This window comes from Dyella sp. KRB-257 (assembly GCF_049445995.1).
Taxonomy (GTDB): domain Bacteria; phylum Pseudomonadota; class Gammaproteobacteria; order Xanthomonadales; family Rhodanobacteraceae; genus Dyella_A.
Genome location: NZ_JBMSDZ010000001.1, coordinates 101157 through 119160, shown reverse-complemented (window position 1 = coordinate 119160; position 18004 = coordinate 101157). Strand labels below are relative to the sequence as shown.

Here is an 18004-nt window from a genome sequence, read left to right as displayed (position 1 = left end):
CTACCGCTCCTGCTTCTTGAGCAGTGCGGCGGACAGCCCGATCAGGACCGGCACGGCCAGCGCCAGCGGGAGAAAGGCGGCATGCAGGTCGGAGAAGTTGAGGGCCTTCGAGAAGGTGCCGCGCGCGATCGTCAGGAAATGCGTCGTCGGGTAGATCTCGCCGATCAGTCGGCCCATCCCTTCGAGGGACGAGACCGGGTCGATCATGCCGGAGAAGTTCGCCGCTGGCAGGATGGTGAGTACCGCTGTGCCGAAGATCGCCGCGATCTGGCTGCGCATGAAGGTTGAGATGAGCAGCCCCACGGCCGTCGCGGCGCCGACATAGAGCAGCGCACCCATCGCCAACGTCAGGAAACTGCCTTTCAGCGGCACGCCGAAGACGGTCACCGCGAGCAACGTGAGCAGCAGGAAGCTCAGGAAGGACAGCACTACATATGGCAACTGCTTACCGAGCAGGAATTCGAGCCGCGTGGTCGGCGTAACGTAGAAGTTGGTGATCGAGCCGAGCTCCTTCTCGCGCACCACGCTGAGCGCCGCGAGCATGGCCGGGATCAGCATGAGCAGAAGCGGGATCACTGCCGGCACCATCGCGACCAGACTCTTGACGTCCGGGTTATAGCGAAACCGGGTCTCGATATTGACGAGCCCCGCCAAAGCCTCGCCGTAGCCGGCCTCGCGCGCCTTGGTTGCCAGCCAGTGGGCATGAATCCCCTGCACATAGCCGCGGACGGTCTCCCCCCGTGTCGGCATGGCGCCGTCGATCCAGGCACCGATCTCGACCCGCCGGCCCCGTGCGATGTCGCGCGCGAAGCCCGGCGGGATCTCGATCGCCAGACTGATGTCGCCTTCGCGCATGCGCCGGTCGAGATCGGCATAACCGGTAATCGGTGCCCGCTCGACGAAGTAGCGGGAGCCGGCGAGGTTGAGCGTATAGTCGCGGCTGACAGTGGTCTGGTCGCGATCCAGCACCGCGAAGCTGAGATCCTCGACATCGAGGCTGATCCCATAGCCCATCACGAACATCAGGATGACGCTGCCGAGCAGCGCCAGTGTCAGCCGGATGGGATCGCGACGCAGTTCCAACCCTTCGCGCCGGGCATAGCTGATCATGCGTCGGGGGTCGAACTGGCGCCGCCAGCCTTGTGGTTCGACATGGCCTGCCGACGCGTCAACCGAATCGAGCGAAGCTGTCCCATCTGGTTGCCTTTCGGCGGCTTCGCCCTCCTTCGACGCCTCCTCCAGATGCGCCACAAACGCCTCTTCCAGGGTCTCCACGCCCCGCTGCCTGATCAGAGCGGGGGGCGTGTCGGTGACCAGCACCCGGCCCGCATGCATCAGCGAGATGCGGTCGCAGCGCTCGGCCTCGTTCATGAAGTGGGTGGAGATGAAGATGGTCACCCCGTCGCGACGCGACAGCTCGACCAGCATGCGCCAGAAGGCGTCGCGCGCCACCGGGTCGACACCCGAGGTGGGCTCGTCGAGAATCAGCATCTCGGGCTTGTGGATCATGGCGACCGCCAGCGATAGGCGTTGCCGATGGCCGAGGGGCAGCCGTCCCGGCAAGCTGTCAATCACCGCGGCCAGATCGAATCGCTCCACCATTTCGTCCACCCGCCCTGAAATCTCGGCAGCGGGCACGTGGAACAGCCGGGCATGCAGCTCCAGGTTCTGCCGCACCGTCAGTTCGGTGTAGAGCGAGAAGAACTGCGACATGTAGCCGACGCGGCGGCGGGTCGCGAGGTCGTGCGGGTCCACCTCGTGTCCGAACAGCCAGGCCCGGCCTTCGCTCGGCGGCAGGAGGCCGGTCAGCATCTTCATCGTCGTGGTCTTGCCGCAGCCGTTGGAGCCGAGAAAACCGAAGATCTCGCCCCGTTGGATGCGCAGGTTGACATGATCGACCGCGGTGAAGTCGCCGAACCGCATGGTCAGATCCCGGGCTTCGATCGCGGTATCGCCATCGTCTTCCGGCCGCGGCGGAATCTCGACCGCCCGATAATCCCGGCGCTTGTCTTCCGGCAGCAGCTGGATGAAGGCCGCCTCCAGAGAATCCGCTCCCGTGCTCCGCAGCAGGCCTTGGGGCGTGTCGCTGGCCAGCACCCGCCCGCCGTCCATCGCCGCCAGCCAGTCAAAGCGTGCCGCCTCCTCCATATAGGCCGTGGCCACCAGCACGCTCATGCCGGGCCGGGAACGACGGATGCCGGCGATCAACTCCCAGAACTGGCGTCGTGAGAGGGGGTCGACGCCGGTGGTCGGCTCGTCGAGGATGAGCAGGTTCGGATCGTGGAATAGCGCGCAGCAAAGGCCGAGCTTCTGCTTCATGCCGCCGGATAGCTTGCCCGCCGCCCGATCGAGAAACGGCTTGAGCCCGGTGGCCTGGGTCAGCGCCTCGATGCGGCGCGCCCGTTCGCCGCCGTCATGCCCGAACAGGCGCCCGAAGAAGTCGAGGTTCTCGAACACTGAGAGCATCGGATAGAGGTTCCGCCCCAGGCCCTGCGGCATGTAGGCGATACGCGGGCCGACTTCGCGGCGATGGCGTGCATCAGCCATATCGCCACCGAGCACCTCGACCTGTCCCATCTGGAGCGCGCGGGCGCCCGCGATCAGCGCCAGCAGGCTCGACTTGCCGACCCCGTCCGGACCGATCAGCCCGGCCATGCAGCCCGCCGGGAGATCGAGGCTGACCTCGTCGAGCGCGCGCACCTTGCCGTAGCGCAGGGACACATCCCGCAGGCGGGCAACCGGCGGGGTGCCGCCCCCGCCATCCTCGATCTGTGCATGTACATCCCGGCTCATTGCGGCAGTCTCGTCTGCAGTTCAGGCGGCCAATCCACCCGCGGGTCGAGCCGCACATAGGCCATGCCCGGCAGGCCGGTCTTGACCTGGAGGAGGTGCTCTCTGAGCAGGTCCGGGGCGATCCGCGCCTTGATGCGGAACATCAGCTTCTGCCGCTCATCTTCCGTCTCCACCGTCTTCGGCGTGAACTGGGCGACGTCAGCAACGAAGGAGACATCGGCTGGGACTACGTACTGTGGAGCGGCGTCGAGCACGAGCCGTGCCTCGGCCCCGAGCGCGACCCGCCCGGCCTGTTCCGTCGGCAGGAAGAAGGTCATGTACACATCGGTGAGATCGACCATGTTCAGCACCACACCGCCCGGGGAGAGGACCTCGCCGGGCTGGGCGACGCGGTACTGGACACGTCCGTCACGCGGCGATTTCAGCACGCTGTCGTCGATATCGGCCTGGATGCGCTGGATGGTGGCCCGCGCCGCTTCCACCGAGGCCTCCGCGGCAATGACATCCGACTTGGCCCGCCCTATGGCGGCTTGCGCGGCTGCCGCCTGCGCCTCCGCGGCGCCGACCGCAGCCTTCGCCGCCTGAAAGGTGGCGCGGTCGTCGTCCAGCATCGAGACGGGGACGGCGCCTTTCGGGGCGAGCTCCTCCGAGCGCGCGACCCGTCGTTGGGTGGCGTCGAGTTCGGCCTTCCTCTGGGTTATGAGCGCCTCGGCGGCCTGCTTCTCGGCTTCGCGCTGGGTTACCTGGCTTTGCGCGGTCTCGATGCCGATGAGCGCCCGTCGCAGCTGCGCCTCGGCCTCCCGGAGCTGCGCCTCCAGGACGGCCGTGTCCATTTTCGCCAAGACCTGGCCGGCGCGGACGAAGTCGCCCTCGTTGACCAGGATCTCCCGGACCCGGCCCGCGGTCTTGGCCGCGATATCGATCTCGACCGCCTCGATCCGGCCGTTGCCGGCGGCGAATCCGTCGGGCAGCCCCCTGGGTTGAAGAAACCACCAAACAGCAGCGGCAGCGCCACTGGCAAGTGCGATAAGGGCGATTTGCCACAGCCAGGTTCTAATCGGTTTGCGCATCCCCTTGCCCCGTCGTTGTTGACCCTGGCGTCGCAGCGCATGACCCAATGCTCTCAACAGCCTCAGCACGCCGGATTGTAGCTGAGGTGGACATCTTCCCATTCCATCACGCACCGGTAGACTGTGGCGGCACGTCGCACCTGCCGTGGGTGCGGGCTGGGAGAAAAGATGAGCGCCACCCGGATGGTCCTGATCGTCGACGACGATCCTGCCGTGCTTGAGACCATGCGCATCCTGCTGGAAGGCAAGGATGGCTTTGAGGTGTTCTGTGCGCTCGGCTCGCACGGTGCGCGGCATCTGATGGACCGCATCGAGCGGCTGGACGTGCTGATCGCCGACGTGGTCCTGGCCGGCGAGGCGACCGGTATCGACATCTGTCACGAGGCGGTGTCGCGGCATCCGCAGGTGGCGCTGGTGGTGATCTCGGCCGATCCAAGCACCGATGCGGCGAGGATGCCCCACGACGTGGTCTACCTGCGCAAGCCGTTTGGCGGCTGCGAATTGATGACGGCGATCGACGAAGCCGGGCATCTGGCACGGACACACCGGGCGAACGCGACGGCGCGCTGAGGTTCCCCGAGGCGTTCGCTGCGCATCTGCCCACTCCGCCTCTCAACGTACCCTGTGGTTCCCGACCGCACAGGATCTGCTTCGCCCATGTCCCTTGCCATCGTCTGGCTGCGCCGCCACCTGCGCCTGGCCAACAACCCCGCCCTGCACGCCGCCTGCGCCGCGCACGAGCGCGTGCTGCCGGTCTACATCCATGCGCCGCAGGAAGAGGGCGAGTGGCCCCGGGGTGCTGCCAGCCGCTGATGGCTGCATCACTCGCCACTCGCTGGCGGCGCTGGACGCCTCGCCGCACAGCCATCACGCCACGCTCCTAGGCGCTGGGGGCTGTCGGCGCGCGTTTGAGCAGCATCGCCAGCACCGGCGGCGTCACCATCGCGGTGAGCAGCGACATCGCCACGATGATCGCGTAGACGCGCTCGTTGAACACGCCCGCTGCCAGCCCAAGGCTGGCGATCACCACGCCGACCTCGCCGCGCGGCACCATGCCGAAGCCGACGATGGTGGCGCTGCGCTTGCCCAGCGACAGCGCGCCGAGAAAGCCGCCGGCGAGCTTGGAGACGATGGCGATCACGGTAACCACGGCGAGCATCACCAGCGCGTCCACGCCGGCCAGCTCGGACAGGTTCACCTTGGCCCCGGTCACCACGAAGAAGAATGGCGTGAGGAAGGACAGCAGCGGCATCGTCTGGTGTTCCAGATCGTCGCGCTGGCGGGTTTCCGAGGCGATCATGCCGGCGAGGAAAGCACCGATGATCGCGGCCAGGCCGAAGCGCGTGGACAGCCACGCCAGGCCAAGGCAGATCGCCAGCACCAGGGTCAGCGGCGAGTGCGGGCTGATCGGTTTTTCCAGCCAGCCGGAGCCGCGGCGCATCACCTTGGAGCCGCCCCAGCCGATGATTGCCACGAAGCCGACCGCACCGGCCAGGGTGAGCAGCAGCGACTGCAGGTCGAGCTCGCCGCCGCCCTGCAGCGAGGACACCACGCCGAGCAGCAGCATGGCGAGGATGTCGTCGATCACCGCGGCACCGAGGATCACCCGGCTCTCCATCCGCGACAGCACGCCCAGCTCCTGCAGCACGCGTGCGGTGATGCCGGCCGAGGTGGCGACGAACGCGGCGGCCACGAACAGCGACTTGATCCAGTCGAAGCCCTCGCCATGTGCCCACAGCGCCCCCAGCCCGAACGGCAGGATCACGCCGAGCACGCCGACCAGGAAGGCGCTCCTGCCGACTTTCTTCAGGTCGTCGAGGCGGGTCTCCAGGCCTACCGAGAACAGCAGCAGCACCACACCGATCTCGGCCATCACGTCCAGCGGCGTGCCGGGCAGGATCTGCTCGGAAGTGAGCCAGCCAAGCGCGGAGGGGCCGACCACGCAGCCGGCGGCGATCTCGCCGACCACGCCAGGCAGCTTCAGCCGCTGGGCGATCTCCGCGCCGATCTGCGCGGCGATGTAGATCACGAACAGCGTGAGCAGGATGTCAGCGGCGTGGTGCATGCGTCGGTCGCTCCCTCGGAGTGGCCGACCATGCTACACGGCACGCGTGCCGATCATCAGCCGTGGAACACGTGCGTCGCCAGCCACAGGTGCAGCGCGATGCTGGCGACGTAGCCAAGCGCGATCGCCCAGCTCCAGCGCAGGTGGCTCATGAAGGTGTACTGCCCGCGCGAGGCGCCCATCAGCGCCACGCCAGCGGCCGAACCAACCGACAGCAGGCTGCCGCCGACGCCCGTGGTGAGAGTGATCAGCAGCCACTGCGCCTCGTCCATCGACGGGTTCATCTTGAGCACCGCGAACATGATCGGGATGTTGTCCACCACCGCCGAGGTCACGCCCATGATCGCGTTGGCCAGGGTGAAGCCCAGGCTGCCGTAGAGATGCTGCGAGGCCAGCTCCAGGTAGCCCAGCGCGGCCAGTCCGCCGACGCAGGCGAACACGCCGTAGAAAAACAGCAGCGTGTCCCACTCCGCGTTGGCGATGATGCGGAAGATCGAATAGCTCTGCGGCTCCTCGCCCTGCGCCAGTGCGTAGCGGCGCTGGCGGCGGTCGATGCGCGTGGCCACCAGGTTGAGGAAGGCCAGACCGGTGAGCATGCCATAGGCGGCCGGCATGCCCAGCCACTGGCGGCCGACCACGGTGATCGCGATGGTCAGCGCAAAGGTCAGGCAGATGCCGATGGCGCCATGCTTGAGCTGGCTGACGCCTGCGCCGCACTCGGGTTGCCCCTTGGGCAGGGCGAACGCCATCAGGATCGCCGGCACCAGCCAGTTCACCAGCGACGGCGCGAACAGCCGGAAGAAATCGAAGAAACCGCTCTTGCTGGCCTGCCACACCATCAGCGTGGTGATGTCGCCGAACGCGCTCCAGGCGCCGCCGGCGTTGGCCGCCACCACCAGGTTGATCATCGCCAGCGCGATGAAGCGCCGGTTGCCGCCGGCCACGGCCAGCACCACGGCGGACATCACCAGCGCCGTGGTGAGGTTGTCCAGCACCGGCGAGAGGAAGAACGCGATCAGCCCGGTGATCCAGAACAGCGAGCGGTAGCCGAAGCCGCGCCGGATCAGCGCGTCGCGCAGCGCCTCGAACACGTTGCGTTCGCCCATCGCGGTGACATAGGTCATCGCCACCACGAGGAAGAAGAAGATCTCCGCGTATTCGAGAAACATGCTCTCGAAGGCGGCCGCCGCCGGCGACACTGCGCCGCCCGGCCCGCCGGTGGCCCACGCGATCATCCCCCAGATCAGCGCCGCGGCCAGCATCACCGGCTTGGACTTGGCGATGTGCAGGCGCTCCTCGAAGATCACCGCCAGGTACGCGAGCACGAACAGCACCAGCGCGATCCAGCCGACCGGATGGGTGGTGAGGTGGAAATTCGCTTCCCGGGACGGCTCCGCCATCGCGGGCATGCTGACGAGCAGGGTGGCGGGAGCGACGGTCCAGCGCATGCGGCGGTCCTTGGAATAGCCAGTCGAGCTGCGAAGGGTAGCAGCCGCCAGTGTGGTGTTGCCCGCTCGCTGAAAGGGCCGCCAAGCGTGCAACACCACATTCTTGTTGCGACACTGAAATTCAACAACATCCGGAACCGTAGGAGCGCACCCTGTGCGCGAATGCTCTTGCTCCTGATGGACATCAAAGCCAAGAGCATTCGCGCACAGGGTGCGCTCCTACGTGTTTCGATAGTTCAGTGTCACCACACTAATTTTCGACCACGGCGCCGCGCGGCGCAGCGCCGGGATGATCGGGCCGCAATCGCAGGAAGATCGTCGCCGCCAGCGCGGTGACCGCCGCCAGCACCAGCACGGTGATGTGGAAGGCCGCCACGTAGGCGTGCGCGGCGTGCACCTCGCGTCCGACGAAGATTTCCATCAGCAGCGAGGCGAAGGCGATGCCGAAGCTGATCGACAGGTACTGCGTAGTGGAGGCCATCGACGAGGCCATTGAAGCGTGGCGAACGTCCAGATCGGTGTAGGCGAGCGTGTTCATGCCGGTGTACTGCAGGCCGGTGAAGCCGCCGTAGATGTAGACCAGCAGCGCAATCAGCCAGATCGGCGTGGATCCATCCACCAGCGAGAACGCGGCCAGCATCACCGCCACCGCCGTGGTGTTGGCCAGCAGCAGGCGGCGATAGCCCAGCCGCAGCAGCAGCCGGTTCACCACCCACTTGGAGCTGATCGAGCCCAGCGCCTGCGGCACCATCATCAGGCCGGCCAGAGTCGGCGACCAGCCGCAGCCGACCTGCAGGAACAGCACCAGCAGCAGGAACATGCCGCCGATGCCGAGCCGCGTGAACACGTTGCCGACCAGCGCTACCGACAGGCTGCGCACGCGCAGCAGGGCGAGGTCGGCCACCGGATGCCCGGTGCGCCGGCTGTGCCACACATAGAGCGCGCCGAGCAGCACCGCCAGCACTCCGCAGCCGGCGACCAGCGGCCAGTGGTGCACCTGCGCGCCGGCCTGCTCCGAGGCGGTGAGCAGCAGGGCCGAGGCGGCGGCGAACAGCAGGAAGCCCGTCGTGTCGAACGCTCGCGCCTGCTCCAGCCGGTACTCCGGCATGTCGCGCTGGTTCATCCACAGCCCGGCCAGGCCCACCGGCACGTTGATCAGGAAGATCAGCCGCCAACTGGTGAACTCCACCAGCACGCCGCCCAGCAGCGGCCCCAGCACCGAGCCGAGCAGGCCGAACGTGGCCACCGTGCTCATCGCGTGCACGTAATCGCGCTTGGCGATCGTGCGCACCAGCACGTAGCGTCCCACCGGCATCAGCGAGGCGCCGCCGATGCCCTGGATCACGCGAGCGACCACCAGCTCCGGCAGCGTCTGCGCCATGCCGCACAGCAACGAGCCGATGCCGAAGATGGTGATCGCCGCGGCGAACACGCGGCGCGTACCGAAGCGGTCGCACAGCCACGGGCTGGCCGGGATCAGGATCGCCAGCGTCAGCACGTAGCTGGTGAGCGCGCTGCGCATGCCCAGCGGCGTTACGCCGAGGGCCGTGGCCATCGCCGGCACTGCGGTGTTGACGATGGTGGAGTCCAGCGCCTGCATGAAGAACGCCGCCGCCACCAGCCACAGCAGGCCGCGGTGGGTGGTATGCGGGGAAGCCGTCGTCGACGAGGCCGGATCGTCAGCCGCCGCGGGGGCGACGACCGGCAGGGCAGAGGGGGGAGACATCGTCCGCGATGATACTTGCTTGGGCAGGTATCGATCTGTGCCACCGTCCGGGAGAGTCAGGACGGCTTCATGCGCGCGGATCTCCGGGCACGTCGAGCGCGCGGACCCGATCAACCCGATGCGCAGCCGATCCGATGAGCGTCCGTCCCCGGAGCATGCCCGGGGCAGGCCCAGCGCGCAGGTCCGCAGGGCCATCCCCGTTCGTGCCGGGCCTGGTTGGTGCCAGCCAGCGGGGTCGAAGCACTCGCCTCCGTGCAGCCTTCGGCCAAGAGCGGCCGGGCATCGGGGCTGATCAGGAGCGCGGAACAGTTCGCTAGACTGATGCGTCCGAGGAACTTCCGCATGAATTTTTCCGCATGACCCGCCACCCCGAGGCCACCGCGCGTGCTGCCGCCCTGCGCGAACAGATCGAGCAGGCCAACTACCAGTACCACGTGCTGGACGAGCCGATGATTCCCGACGCCGAGTACGACCGCCTGATGCGCGAGCTCGAAGCGCTGGAAGTGGCGCATCCGGAGCTGGCCACGCCCGATTCGCCCACCCGCAAGGTCGGCGCGCGCGCCACCGGCGGCTTCGCCGAGGTGCGCCACGCCATTCCCATGCTGTCGCTGGGCAACGCTTTCAGCGAGGAGGGCGAGACCGACCGCGAACGCTTCCGCGAGGTGGCCGAGTTCGAGCGGCGCATCGAGCAGACGCTGGGCCGCCGCGAGCCGGTATTTTCAGTGGAGCCGAAGCTGGATGGCCTGGCGATCAGCCTGCGCTACGAGCATGGCGTGTTCGTGCAGGGCGCGACCCGCGGCGACGGCGAGACCGGCGAGGACGTCACCGCCAACCTGCGCACCGTGCGCGCCATCCCGCTGCGCCTGCGCGGCACGGATTGGCCCGAGGTGCTGGAGGTGCGCGGCGAGGTGGTGATGCTGCGCAAGGATTTCGAAGCCTTCAACGAACACGCCCGCAGCCACGGCGAGAAGACCCTGGCCAATCCGCGCAACGGCGCCGCCGGTTCGCTGCGCCAGCTCGACCCGGCGATCACGGCGAAGCGCCGGCTGAGCTTCTTCGCCTATGCGGTGGGCGTGGTGGAGGGCGGCGAGTTGCCACCCACCCATTCGCAGACGCTCAGGAAGCTGCGCGACTGGGGCTTTCCGGTGTCGCCGGAGGTGTCCACCGCGAAAGGCTTCGACGGCCTGATCGGGTACTACCGCGCCATCGGCGAAAAGCGCGACGCGCTGCCGTACGACATCGACGGCGTGGTCTACAAGCTCGACGACTACGACGGCCAGCATGCGATGGGCTTCGTCTCGCGCGCGCCGCGCTGGGCGATCGCGCACAAGTTCCCGGCGCAGGAGCAGATGACCCGGGTGGAGGCGATCGAGATCCAGATCGGTCGCACCGGCGCCGCCACGCCGGTGGCGCGACTGGCGCCGGTACAGGTGGCCGGCGTCACGGTGACCAACGCCACGCTGCACAACGCCGACCAGGTGGCGCGGCTGGACGTGCGGGTGGGCGACACGGTGATCGTGCGCCGCGCCGGCGACGTGATTCCCGAGGTGGTGCGCGTGGTCGAGGAGCAGCGGCCGGCACATAGCCATCCCTGGCAGATGCCGGCGCATTGCCCGGTGTGCGGCTCGGCGCTGGTGCGCGAGGAGGGCGCCGCGGCCTGGCGCTGCTCCGGTGGCCTGTTCTGCGCCGCGCAGCGCAAGGAGGCGTTGATCCATTTCGCCGCGCGGCGCGCGATGGACATCGACGGCCTGGGCGAGCGCTATGTCGACGCGCTGGTCGAGTTCGACATGGTCAAGACGCCAGCCGATCTCTACGCGCTGACGGTGGACGATTTCATCGAGATGAAGCGCCGCGCCGACGAGCGCAAGCCTGCCCCGGCGGAGGCCGGGGGCACCGTGCCGGAGACCGTCAAGCAGGGCAAGGTGGCCACCAAGTGGGCCGAGAACCTGGTCGAGGCGATCGACGCCAGCCGCACCACCACGCTGGCGCGCTTCCTGTTCGCGCTGGGCATCATGCACATCGGCGAAAGCACGGCGAAGACGCTGGCCGCCTGGCTGGGTCGGCTGGAATTCGTGCGCAGCATGCCGGCAATGGTGCTGCGCGTGCTGCCGGACATCGGCGCCGAGGTGGCCGGGTCCATCGCGGCGTTCTTCGCGCAACAGGGCAACCAACGAGTGGTCGATGCGCTGCTGGCCGCCGGCGTGCACTTCGCCGACGAGAGCGATCCGTCACCGAAGCTGCGCGAGCGCCTCAACCTCGGCGTGCTGCTGGACATGGCCAACGTGCCCAAGCTCGGTCCGAAGAGCACCAGGCTGCTGGCCGACCGATACGCGACGCTGCAGTCGCTGGAACAGGCCGGTTCGGCGCACTGGATCGTCGCCGGCGTACCGCAGGCCGCGGCGATCAACCTGGAGGCGATGCTGGCCGACGATGCGCGTCGCGCCGAACTGGAACATGCCGAGAAGATGATGGCTGCGCTGCTTGCCGCGCTGCCCGCGCAGGCCGCCGCGCAGGCTGCGCCGCTGGAAGGCCAGACCATCGTGCTCACCGGCACGCTGCAGTCGCTCAGCCGCGACGAGGCGAAGGATCGGCTGGAGGCACTGGGTGCCAAGGTGTCCGGTTCCGTGTCGAAGAAGACCAGTTTCGTGGTCGCCGGCGAAGCGGCCGGTTCCAAGCTGGACAAGGCGCAGGAACTGGGCGTGCCGGTGTGGGACGAGGCATGGCTGCTGGCGCTGCTGGCCCGGCATGAGGGGTGATGTCGTGAGCGAAAAGCACCCCCTCACCCCAACCCTCCGATCGGGTCGAGGGCTGGCTCTCTCCCCCGGCTGCGCCAGGGGAGAGGGAGCTGAAAGCTCGCATGCCGTAGCTCCCTCTCCCCTGGCGCAGCCGGGGGAGAGGGTTGGGGAGAGGGGGGCTCTTTAATCCATGGAACGCGCCAAGGAACTTCGCCGCCACCAGACCGATGCCGAGCGCAAGCTCTGGTCACGCCTGCGCGCCGCCCAGCTCGGCGTGAAGTTCCGCCGACAGCATCCTGTCGCCGGTTACTACGCGGACTTCTGCTGCGTCGAACACGCGCTGATCGTGGAACTGGACGGCGGCCAGCACGACGAACCTTCCGATGCGAAGCGCACCGCTGATCTGGAGCAGGCAGGCTTTCGCGTGCTGCGGTTCTGGAATGACGAAGTGTTGCTGCGCACGGACGATGTGCTGGAGGAGATCGTGCGGGTGCTCAAGCAAGGGCAGCCCCCTCACCCCGGCCCTCTCCCCCGGCGCCGCCGGGGGAGAGGGAGCCAAAAGCTCGCCAGCTCGAACTCCCTCTCCCCCGGCGCCGCCGGGGGAGAGGGTTGGGGTGAGGGGGCGCCCTTGATCTTCTCAGCCAATGAACTCAACGCCGCGCTCCATCTACGAGCCGCCGTCTACCGTCTCATCCGCCAGTTCTTCGACACCCGCGACGTGCTTGAGGTGGAAACCCCCATCCTCTCCGCCGCCGGCAACACCGACCCCAACATCGAGAGCTTCGTCACCCGCTTCACCGGCCATGTCGATGCCGGCGCGCCGCAGCGCTGGATGCGCACCTCGCCGGAGTTTCCGCTCAAGCGCCTGCTCGCCGCGGGTGTTGGCGACTGCTACGAACTGGGCCGCGTGTTTCGCAACGGCGAGGCGGGCGGTCGGCACAATCCCGAGTTCACCATGCTGGAGTGGTACCGCGTCGGCTGGGACCATCATCGGCTGATGGAGGAAACCATCGAGCTGGTGCAGCAGGCGCTGGCCCTGGTCGACCGGCGTGCGGAACTGGTGATCAGCGGCTATCGGCAGCTGTTCCTCGACGAACTCGGCATCGACCCGCTGCACGATCCGCTGGAAACCCTGCAGGCGCCGCTGCGCGAGTACGGCATCGATCCGGCCGGTCTGGAGCGCGACGACTGGCTCGACCTGCTGATCACGCACACGCTGCAGCCGGCGTTTCCGCCCGACCGCATCACGGTGATCCACGATTACCCGGCCAGCCAGTGCGCGCTGGCGCGCATCCGTCCCGGCGCCCCGCCGCTGGCCGAGCGCTTCGAGCTGTACCTGGGACGCCACGAGTTGGCCAACGGTTACCACGAGTTGAACGATGCGGCCGAACAGGCGGCGCGATTCACCCGCGACAACGCCAGGCGCCGCGCCCGTGGTCTGCCCGACGTGCCCGTCGACGCGCACCTGCTCGCCGTGCTCGACGCGATGCCCGATTGCGCCGGCGTGGCGCTGGGCATCGAGCGCCTGCTGATGTGCCTGGCCGACACCGACGCCATCGCCGACGTGCTGGCGTTCCCGTTCGCCGAGGCCTGACGAGCCCCGGATACCTCCCGTCATCGCGACGCAGAAGTGCTGCGCCGCGATGACGGCCTCGCGCTTACGGTCGATCGAAGCGCAGCGCCAGCGCGCGGTGTTCCAGCAGGCTGATCGCCGGCTGGTCCTGCAGGCGCAGGTCGCGCAGTTCGTACGGGGCGCCGATGCCGGCCACGCTGCCGCGGTCGAAATGCAGCGTCAGAGCACTGCGGCCCGGCGCAAGCCACGCCGCCGATTGCGCATATGCGCCGGGCACCATCCGGCCGCTGGCATCGCGGCCATAGAGCACGCCGGAAACCGCGTAGCGGCTGGCGCTGGCGGCGTTGAGGCCGAGAGTCACGTCGATGCCGCGATCCCTGCCTCGCCGGGTGTCGGCGGTGCCGTCCAGTCGCGCGTCCGGCACGGCCACCGCGAACACGCTGGTGGTATCACGGCGTACCGCGTTGCCGTGGCCGTCGTCGCTCAGGGTGAAGCTGTGCAGTTCCCACAGGCCAGGCGTGCGGCTGGCGTGCAGTGGCAGGGCGGTGGCGTCGAAGGCGCCGTGGGTGCCGGTGCGGTAGTCGAGCAGGGTGGTCTGGCCGTCGGGCGCGCGCAGGAAGCCGCCGACTGCCTGCAGCGGGCGGGTGCGATCGCCGTCATGCATTGCCACCGTCACATGCACCGGCTCGCCGAGCAGGGCGACATCGCGGTCGGTCCGCGCGGTTACGGTGAGCGTGCTGCGCGGTTCGAACACGTGCACGACGTAGCGACCGCTGGCGCCGGCGGCGGTGAGGGTCGCGGCGCCGGCACCGAGTTCCGGCCGCAGCTGCATCACCAGCGAGGCGTCCGGCACGTCCATACCGTTGGCGCGCAGTGCGCCGACGTCGCCGACCTGGCTGGCGGCGCGGTTGCCGGCGAAGCTCTGTCCGCCGATGCGCACATTGATGCCGCTGGCGGCGAGCCGACCGCCGCGGGTGTCGCTCGGGCTGAGTCGGATGATGGCGCCCGGCGCGCTCAACGGCAGCGCGATGCCGCGCTGCAGTTCGGTGGCCGAGACGTCCATCCAGTATTCGCGGCTGGCGCGGGCGAACGGCTGCGGCACGGGGTCGATCGGCGCATCGCCGGGCAGGGCCCAGCTCACGCTGACCGGAAGGCGTTCGGCACGCGGACGCGGTGCATCGCGGGTGATCAGGGCACGGGCCGGCGGCAGCGCCTGCAGGTGGCCGGGCACCATGTCGTCGCTGCCCGCCGGCAGCAGGTTGTGGCTGGTGGCGGCGACGTTGGCGGCGGCGAGGATGGCCAGCAGGCCGAGGGTGAGAGTGCGTGGCTTCATCATGGTCATCCCTGGATGTCGTTGGCGAGGATCGACGGCAGGCCGAAGCAGGCGCGCCGGCTCTGGTTGTGGTTGAGCACCTGGCCGCCGCTGGTGCGGGCGCTGTCCTTGAACCACAGCGTGCCCGCGGCCTGCGCGCTGGAGCATTCGATGAAGCCGTCCGAGCAGCTGTCCAGCCAGTTCTGGGTGATCTCCAGCCCCACGCTCTGGGGGTAGCCGCCGCAGTAGGCCTGGCTCGACCACACGGCCGACACCACGTCGGTGCCCACCGCGTCGCGGAAGGCCACGGGCAGGGCGGGGCGGCCACTGGTGCCGAGCAGGTAGTACTGGTTGTAGGTGGCCATCCAGCCGACCTGCTGCTGGCGCACGGCGTCGGTCTTGTAGCCGAGCAGCCAGCCCAGCGAGCTCTCGAACACGTTGCCGGCGATCACTGCATCGGCCAGCGGCGTGCCGGCGCTGGACGGAGCGATCGCATCGACCTTGACGATGCGCCGGATGATGTCCGGGTAGCGCGCGTCGTAGGTGGGGTTGGACAGGATCCAGCGCATCACGTTGCCGCCGTTGGAGTGCGTGATGACGGTAAGCCGGTCGATGTTGCGCGCCTGGATGAAGTGGGTGAGCTGGCCGGCCAGGCAGCCGGCGGCGCGGTCGTCCCACATGTACTGGTCGAAATCGCAGTTCACCACCAGCAGGTTGTTCGGATCGGTCAGGCCCTTGCGCACGCCCTCGACTATGTCCGATTGCCAGTAGCTGTTGTAGGCATCGGTCTGCTTGCCGGTGCCGTGTACCAGCGCCACGCCGGTGGCGGCCTGCGCCCCCGCGCTGGCCAGCGCCAGCACTCCCAAAAGCATCATGCGTTGTTGCATCGCTGTCTCTCCCTCAAGGCGGCATCGCCGCGTGTGGGGTCGCCCTGCAGGACGCGGACACGGAGGGGACAAACCTTCCGTGGCTTGCGGGCAGATCGACCTTCGTTGAGTGCCATCCCCATGGCACCGCAGGACGCCGTGGTCTCCCCTGGCGACCATGCGGCGGCGCATGGAATCTAGCAGTGACGGATTGCCGCGGTCTTGCCACAGCGCATCGCGAGTGCGACGTGGTCGACAAATACGGGCATCGGCTATCGTGACCGCCCTTTGAATGCAAACGCGATGCGCATGCACGACACCACTGCGGAGGGTCCGTTCGCCATCGATCGCCTGAGCCGGGGCGACCTGCGCACGCTCGGGTTGGCCGCGCTGGGCGGCGCGCTGGAGTTCTACGACTTCGTGGTGTTCGTGTTTCTCACGGTGCCGCTGAGCGAGCTGTTCTTCCCCAGGGGCACGGCGCCGTGGCTGGCGCAGCTGCAGGTGTTCGGCATCTTTGCCGCGGGGTATCTGGCGCGGCCGCTGGGCGGCATCGTGATGGCGCACTACGGCGACCTGCTGGGACGCAAGCGCATGTTCACGCTGAGCGTGTTCCTGATGGCGCTGCCCACGCTGGCGATCGGTCTGCTGCCGGTGTACGCGCAGATCGGTGTGCTGGCGCCGGTGCTGCTGCTGGCGTTGCGCGTGCTGCAGGGGATCGCGGTGGGCGGCGAAGTGCCGGGCGCGTGGGTATTCGTGGCCGAGCACGTGCCGGCGCGTCGCGTCGGCATCGCCTGCGCCAGCCTCACCAGCGGGCTCACGGTGGGCATCCTGATCGGCTCGCTGCTCACCGCGGCGATCCACGAGCGCATGACCCCCGAGCAACTGCTCGACTACGGCTGGCGGCTGCCGTTCCTGGCCGGCGGCGTGTTCGGTTTCATCGCGGTGTGGCTGCGCCGCTGGCTGCGCGAGACGCCGGTGTTCGAGGCGATGCAGGCGCGCCGCGCGCTGGCCGACGAGCTGCCGCTGAAGCGCGTGCTGCGCGAACATCGCGGTGCGCTCGCTCGCTCGATGGCGGTGACCTGGACGCTCACCGCGGCGATCGTAGTGGTGATCCTGATGACCCCGACCCTGGTGCAGGCGGTGTTCCACCTGCCGCCCGCCACGGCGTTTCTGGGCAATAGCCTGGCCTCGTTCGCGCTGGCGGTGGGTTGTCTGGCGTTCGGAGCGGTGGCCGATCGCTTCGGCGTGGCGCGCACGCTGGCCGTCGGCGCCGTGCTGATGACACTGGCGACCTGCGTGCTCTATCTCGATCTGCAGCGTGGCGGGGCGCATTTCCTGCCACTGTATGCGCTGGCAGGTTTTGCGGTGGGCGTGGTCGGTGTGGTGCCCACGGTGATGGTCCATGCGTTTCCGCCGGCGGTGCGCTTCAGCGGGCTGTCGTTCTCCTACAACGTCGCCTACGCGATTTTCGGCGGCATCACCCCGCCGCTGATCGGCGCGCTGGTGAAAGGCCTCGGTCCGCTGGCGCCGGCGTACTACGTGTCGCTGGCCGCGCTGGCGGCAGTCGTGGTGGCCGCGGGTCTGCGCACCGAGAGGCGGATGCCGCCGAGTCTCGGTGACTGAAACCGCCAGCATCCGCCATCGCCGGTAGGAGCGCACCCTGTGCGCGAATGCCTGTCGTGTATCGGGGCCAGGAGCGTTCGCGCACAGGGTGCGCTCCTACCGAGGGCTAGAACTCCAGCTCCTGCGCCGCGCACAGGTAGTCGTTGAGCGGGGCGAGCTGGCGGTAGATGTCCACCAGCGTGGGCAGCAGCTTGGGCGAGCAGGCAATTGTCTCGTCGAAGCCCTGGCCGGCGGCGAAATCCTTGCGCTTGAGGTCGTCGATCAGCTCGTGTGCGGGATCGAAGCCGCGCGGCGGCCGGCTCAGCGATTCGCCCCAGAGCTGGAACCGCTCGCGGAACGCCTTGCCGTGCGTGGCCTTCTTCCACGCCGCCGGGTTGTCGGCGATGAAGCTGCGGATGCGCTTGAGGTCGTCGGGCTCCGGATGCCACATGCCGCCGCCGGCGAAGCAGTCGCCGGGCTGGATGTGCACGTAGAACGACGGTGCGGCGATCTCGTGCCGGCGCTCGTGGAAGAAGCGCGCGCCCTGCCACGGCTTGTACGGCAGCTTGTTGTTGGAAAAGCGTGTGTCGCGATGGATGCGGAACAGCGAGCCGCCGTTCTTGCGCGTGTCGGCGCGGTAGTGCGGGCTGATCTTGGCCAGCGGCGCCTGCATGTCGGCGATCAGGGCGAGGAACGGTTCGCGCACGTGCCGCTCGTAGTCCGCCTTGTGGTCGTGGAACCATTCGCGGCTGTTGTGGTGATCGAGCGCGCGGAGAAAACGGAAGGTGGCGGGCGAGAAGTAGGCGACGGGCAT

The 18004-nt window shown here is 68.4% G+C and carries 12 protein-coding genes and 2 pseudogenes; 6 read left to right on the top strand and 8 right to left on the bottom strand.

Annotated features, from left to right (window positions below):
- Together rbbA and ACO2Q2_RS00575 are read right to left on the bottom strand one after the other, a co-directional pair.
- Positions 1 to 2793: a ribosome-associated ATPase/putative transporter RbbA gene (gene rbbA / locus ACO2Q2_RS00580; protein ID WP_423253830.1), complete on the bottom strand. Its 2793-nt coding sequence runs from the start codon at positions 2791 to 2793 to the stop codon at positions 1 to 3.
- Complete coding sequence (locus tag ACO2Q2_RS00575; RefSeq protein ID WP_423253829.1) at positions 2790 to 3863, bottom strand: HlyD family secretion protein; 1074 nt, start codon at positions 3861 to 3863, stop codon at positions 2790 to 2792. The genes rbbA and ACO2Q2_RS00575 overlap by 4 nt, the downstream gene beginning before the upstream one ends.
- Positions 3864 to 4031: 168 nt before the next feature.
- Here ACO2Q2_RS00575 and ACO2Q2_RS00570 point away from each other — a divergent pair, with 168 nt between their 5' ends.
- Together ACO2Q2_RS00570 and ACO2Q2_RS00565 are read left to right on the top strand one after the other, a co-directional pair.
- The gene (locus ACO2Q2_RS00570; protein WP_423253828.1) at positions 4032 to 4433 is read left to right on the top strand and encodes a response regulator; all 402 of its coding nucleotides are present in this window, start codon (positions 4032 to 4034) and stop codon (positions 4431 to 4433) included.
- A gap of 87 nt (positions 4434 to 4520) precedes the next feature.
- Positions 4521 to 4673, top strand: a pseudogene (locus ACO2Q2_RS00565) (deoxyribodipyrimidine photo-lyase); the annotation flags it as partial.
- Positions 4674 to 4743: 70 nt separating this feature from the next.
- Here the strand turns inward: ACO2Q2_RS00565 and ACO2Q2_RS00560 are convergent.
- The 3 genes from ACO2Q2_RS00560 to ACO2Q2_RS00550 all read right to left on the bottom strand — a co-directional run bounded on the left by ACO2Q2_RS00560 (position 4744) and on the right by ACO2Q2_RS00550 (position 9102).
- Positions 4744 to 5928, bottom strand: coding sequence for a cation:proton antiporter (locus tag ACO2Q2_RS00560; RefSeq protein WP_423253827.1), 1185 nt, complete (start codon positions 5926 to 5928; stop codon positions 4744 to 4746).
- A 56-nt stretch (positions 5929 to 5984) separates the two neighbouring features.
- Positions 5985 to 7376, bottom strand: coding sequence for a sodium:proton antiporter NhaD (nhaD, locus tag ACO2Q2_RS00555; RefSeq protein ID WP_423253826.1), 1392 nt, complete (start codon positions 7374 to 7376; stop codon positions 5985 to 5987).
- A 250-nt stretch (positions 7377 to 7626) separates the two neighbouring features.
- Entirely contained in the window at positions 7627 to 9102 is a 1476-nt protein-coding gene (locus tag ACO2Q2_RS00550; RefSeq protein ID WP_423253825.1) for an MFS transporter, read from the bottom strand.
- Between the two features lie 356 nt (positions 9103 to 9458).
- On the opposite strand from ACO2Q2_RS00550, the gene ligA reads away from it, so the two are divergent.
- The 3 genes and pseudogenes from ligA (at position 9459) to epmA (ending at position 13431) form a co-directional block, all read left to right on the top strand.
- Positions 9459 to 11858, top strand: a complete 2400-nt coding sequence (gene ligA, locus ACO2Q2_RS00545; RefSeq protein WP_423253824.1) for an NAD-dependent DNA ligase LigA — start codon at positions 9459 to 9461, stop codon at positions 11856 to 11858.
- Positions 11859 to 12027: 169 nt separating this feature from the next.
- Positions 12028 to 12321: pseudogene (locus ACO2Q2_RS00540) on the top strand (endonuclease domain-containing protein); the annotation flags it as partial.
- A 147-nt stretch (positions 12322 to 12468) separates the two neighbouring features.
- Entirely contained in the window at positions 12469 to 13431 is a 963-nt protein-coding gene (epmA, locus tag ACO2Q2_RS00535) for an EF-P lysine aminoacylase EpmA (RefSeq protein WP_423253990.1), read from the top strand.
- Between the two features lie 64 nt (positions 13432 to 13495).
- Here epmA and ACO2Q2_RS00530 read toward each other — a convergent pair whose 3' ends face one another.
- Together ACO2Q2_RS00530 and ACO2Q2_RS00525 are read right to left on the bottom strand one after the other, a co-directional pair.
- Positions 13496 to 14743 (bottom strand): DUF4785 domain-containing protein, encoded by a 1248-nt coding sequence (locus tag ACO2Q2_RS00530; protein ID WP_423253823.1) that lies wholly within the window; start codon positions 14741 to 14743, stop codon positions 13496 to 13498.
- Between the two features lie 5 nt (positions 14744 to 14748).
- Positions 14749 to 15597 carry a hypothetical protein gene (locus ACO2Q2_RS00525; protein WP_423253822.1) on the bottom strand — a complete coding sequence of 283 codons (849 nt, stop codon included), beginning with the start codon at positions 15595 to 15597 and terminating at the stop codon, positions 14749 to 14751.
- A gap of 300 nt (positions 15598 to 15897) precedes the next feature.
- Between ACO2Q2_RS00525 and ACO2Q2_RS00520 the strand changes: the two genes are divergently transcribed.
- A complete protein-coding gene (locus ACO2Q2_RS00520) occupies positions 15898 to 17211 on the top strand; it encodes an MFS transporter (RefSeq protein ID WP_423253821.1) in 1314 nt (437 codons plus the stop codon).
- 106 nt (positions 17212 to 17317) lie between these two features.
- On the opposite strand, the gene ACO2Q2_RS00515 is transcribed toward ACO2Q2_RS00520, so the two are convergent.
- Positions 17318 to 18004, bottom strand: coding sequence for a DUF2461 domain-containing protein (locus ACO2Q2_RS00515; protein ID WP_423253820.1), 687 nt, complete (start codon positions 18002 to 18004; stop codon positions 17318 to 17320).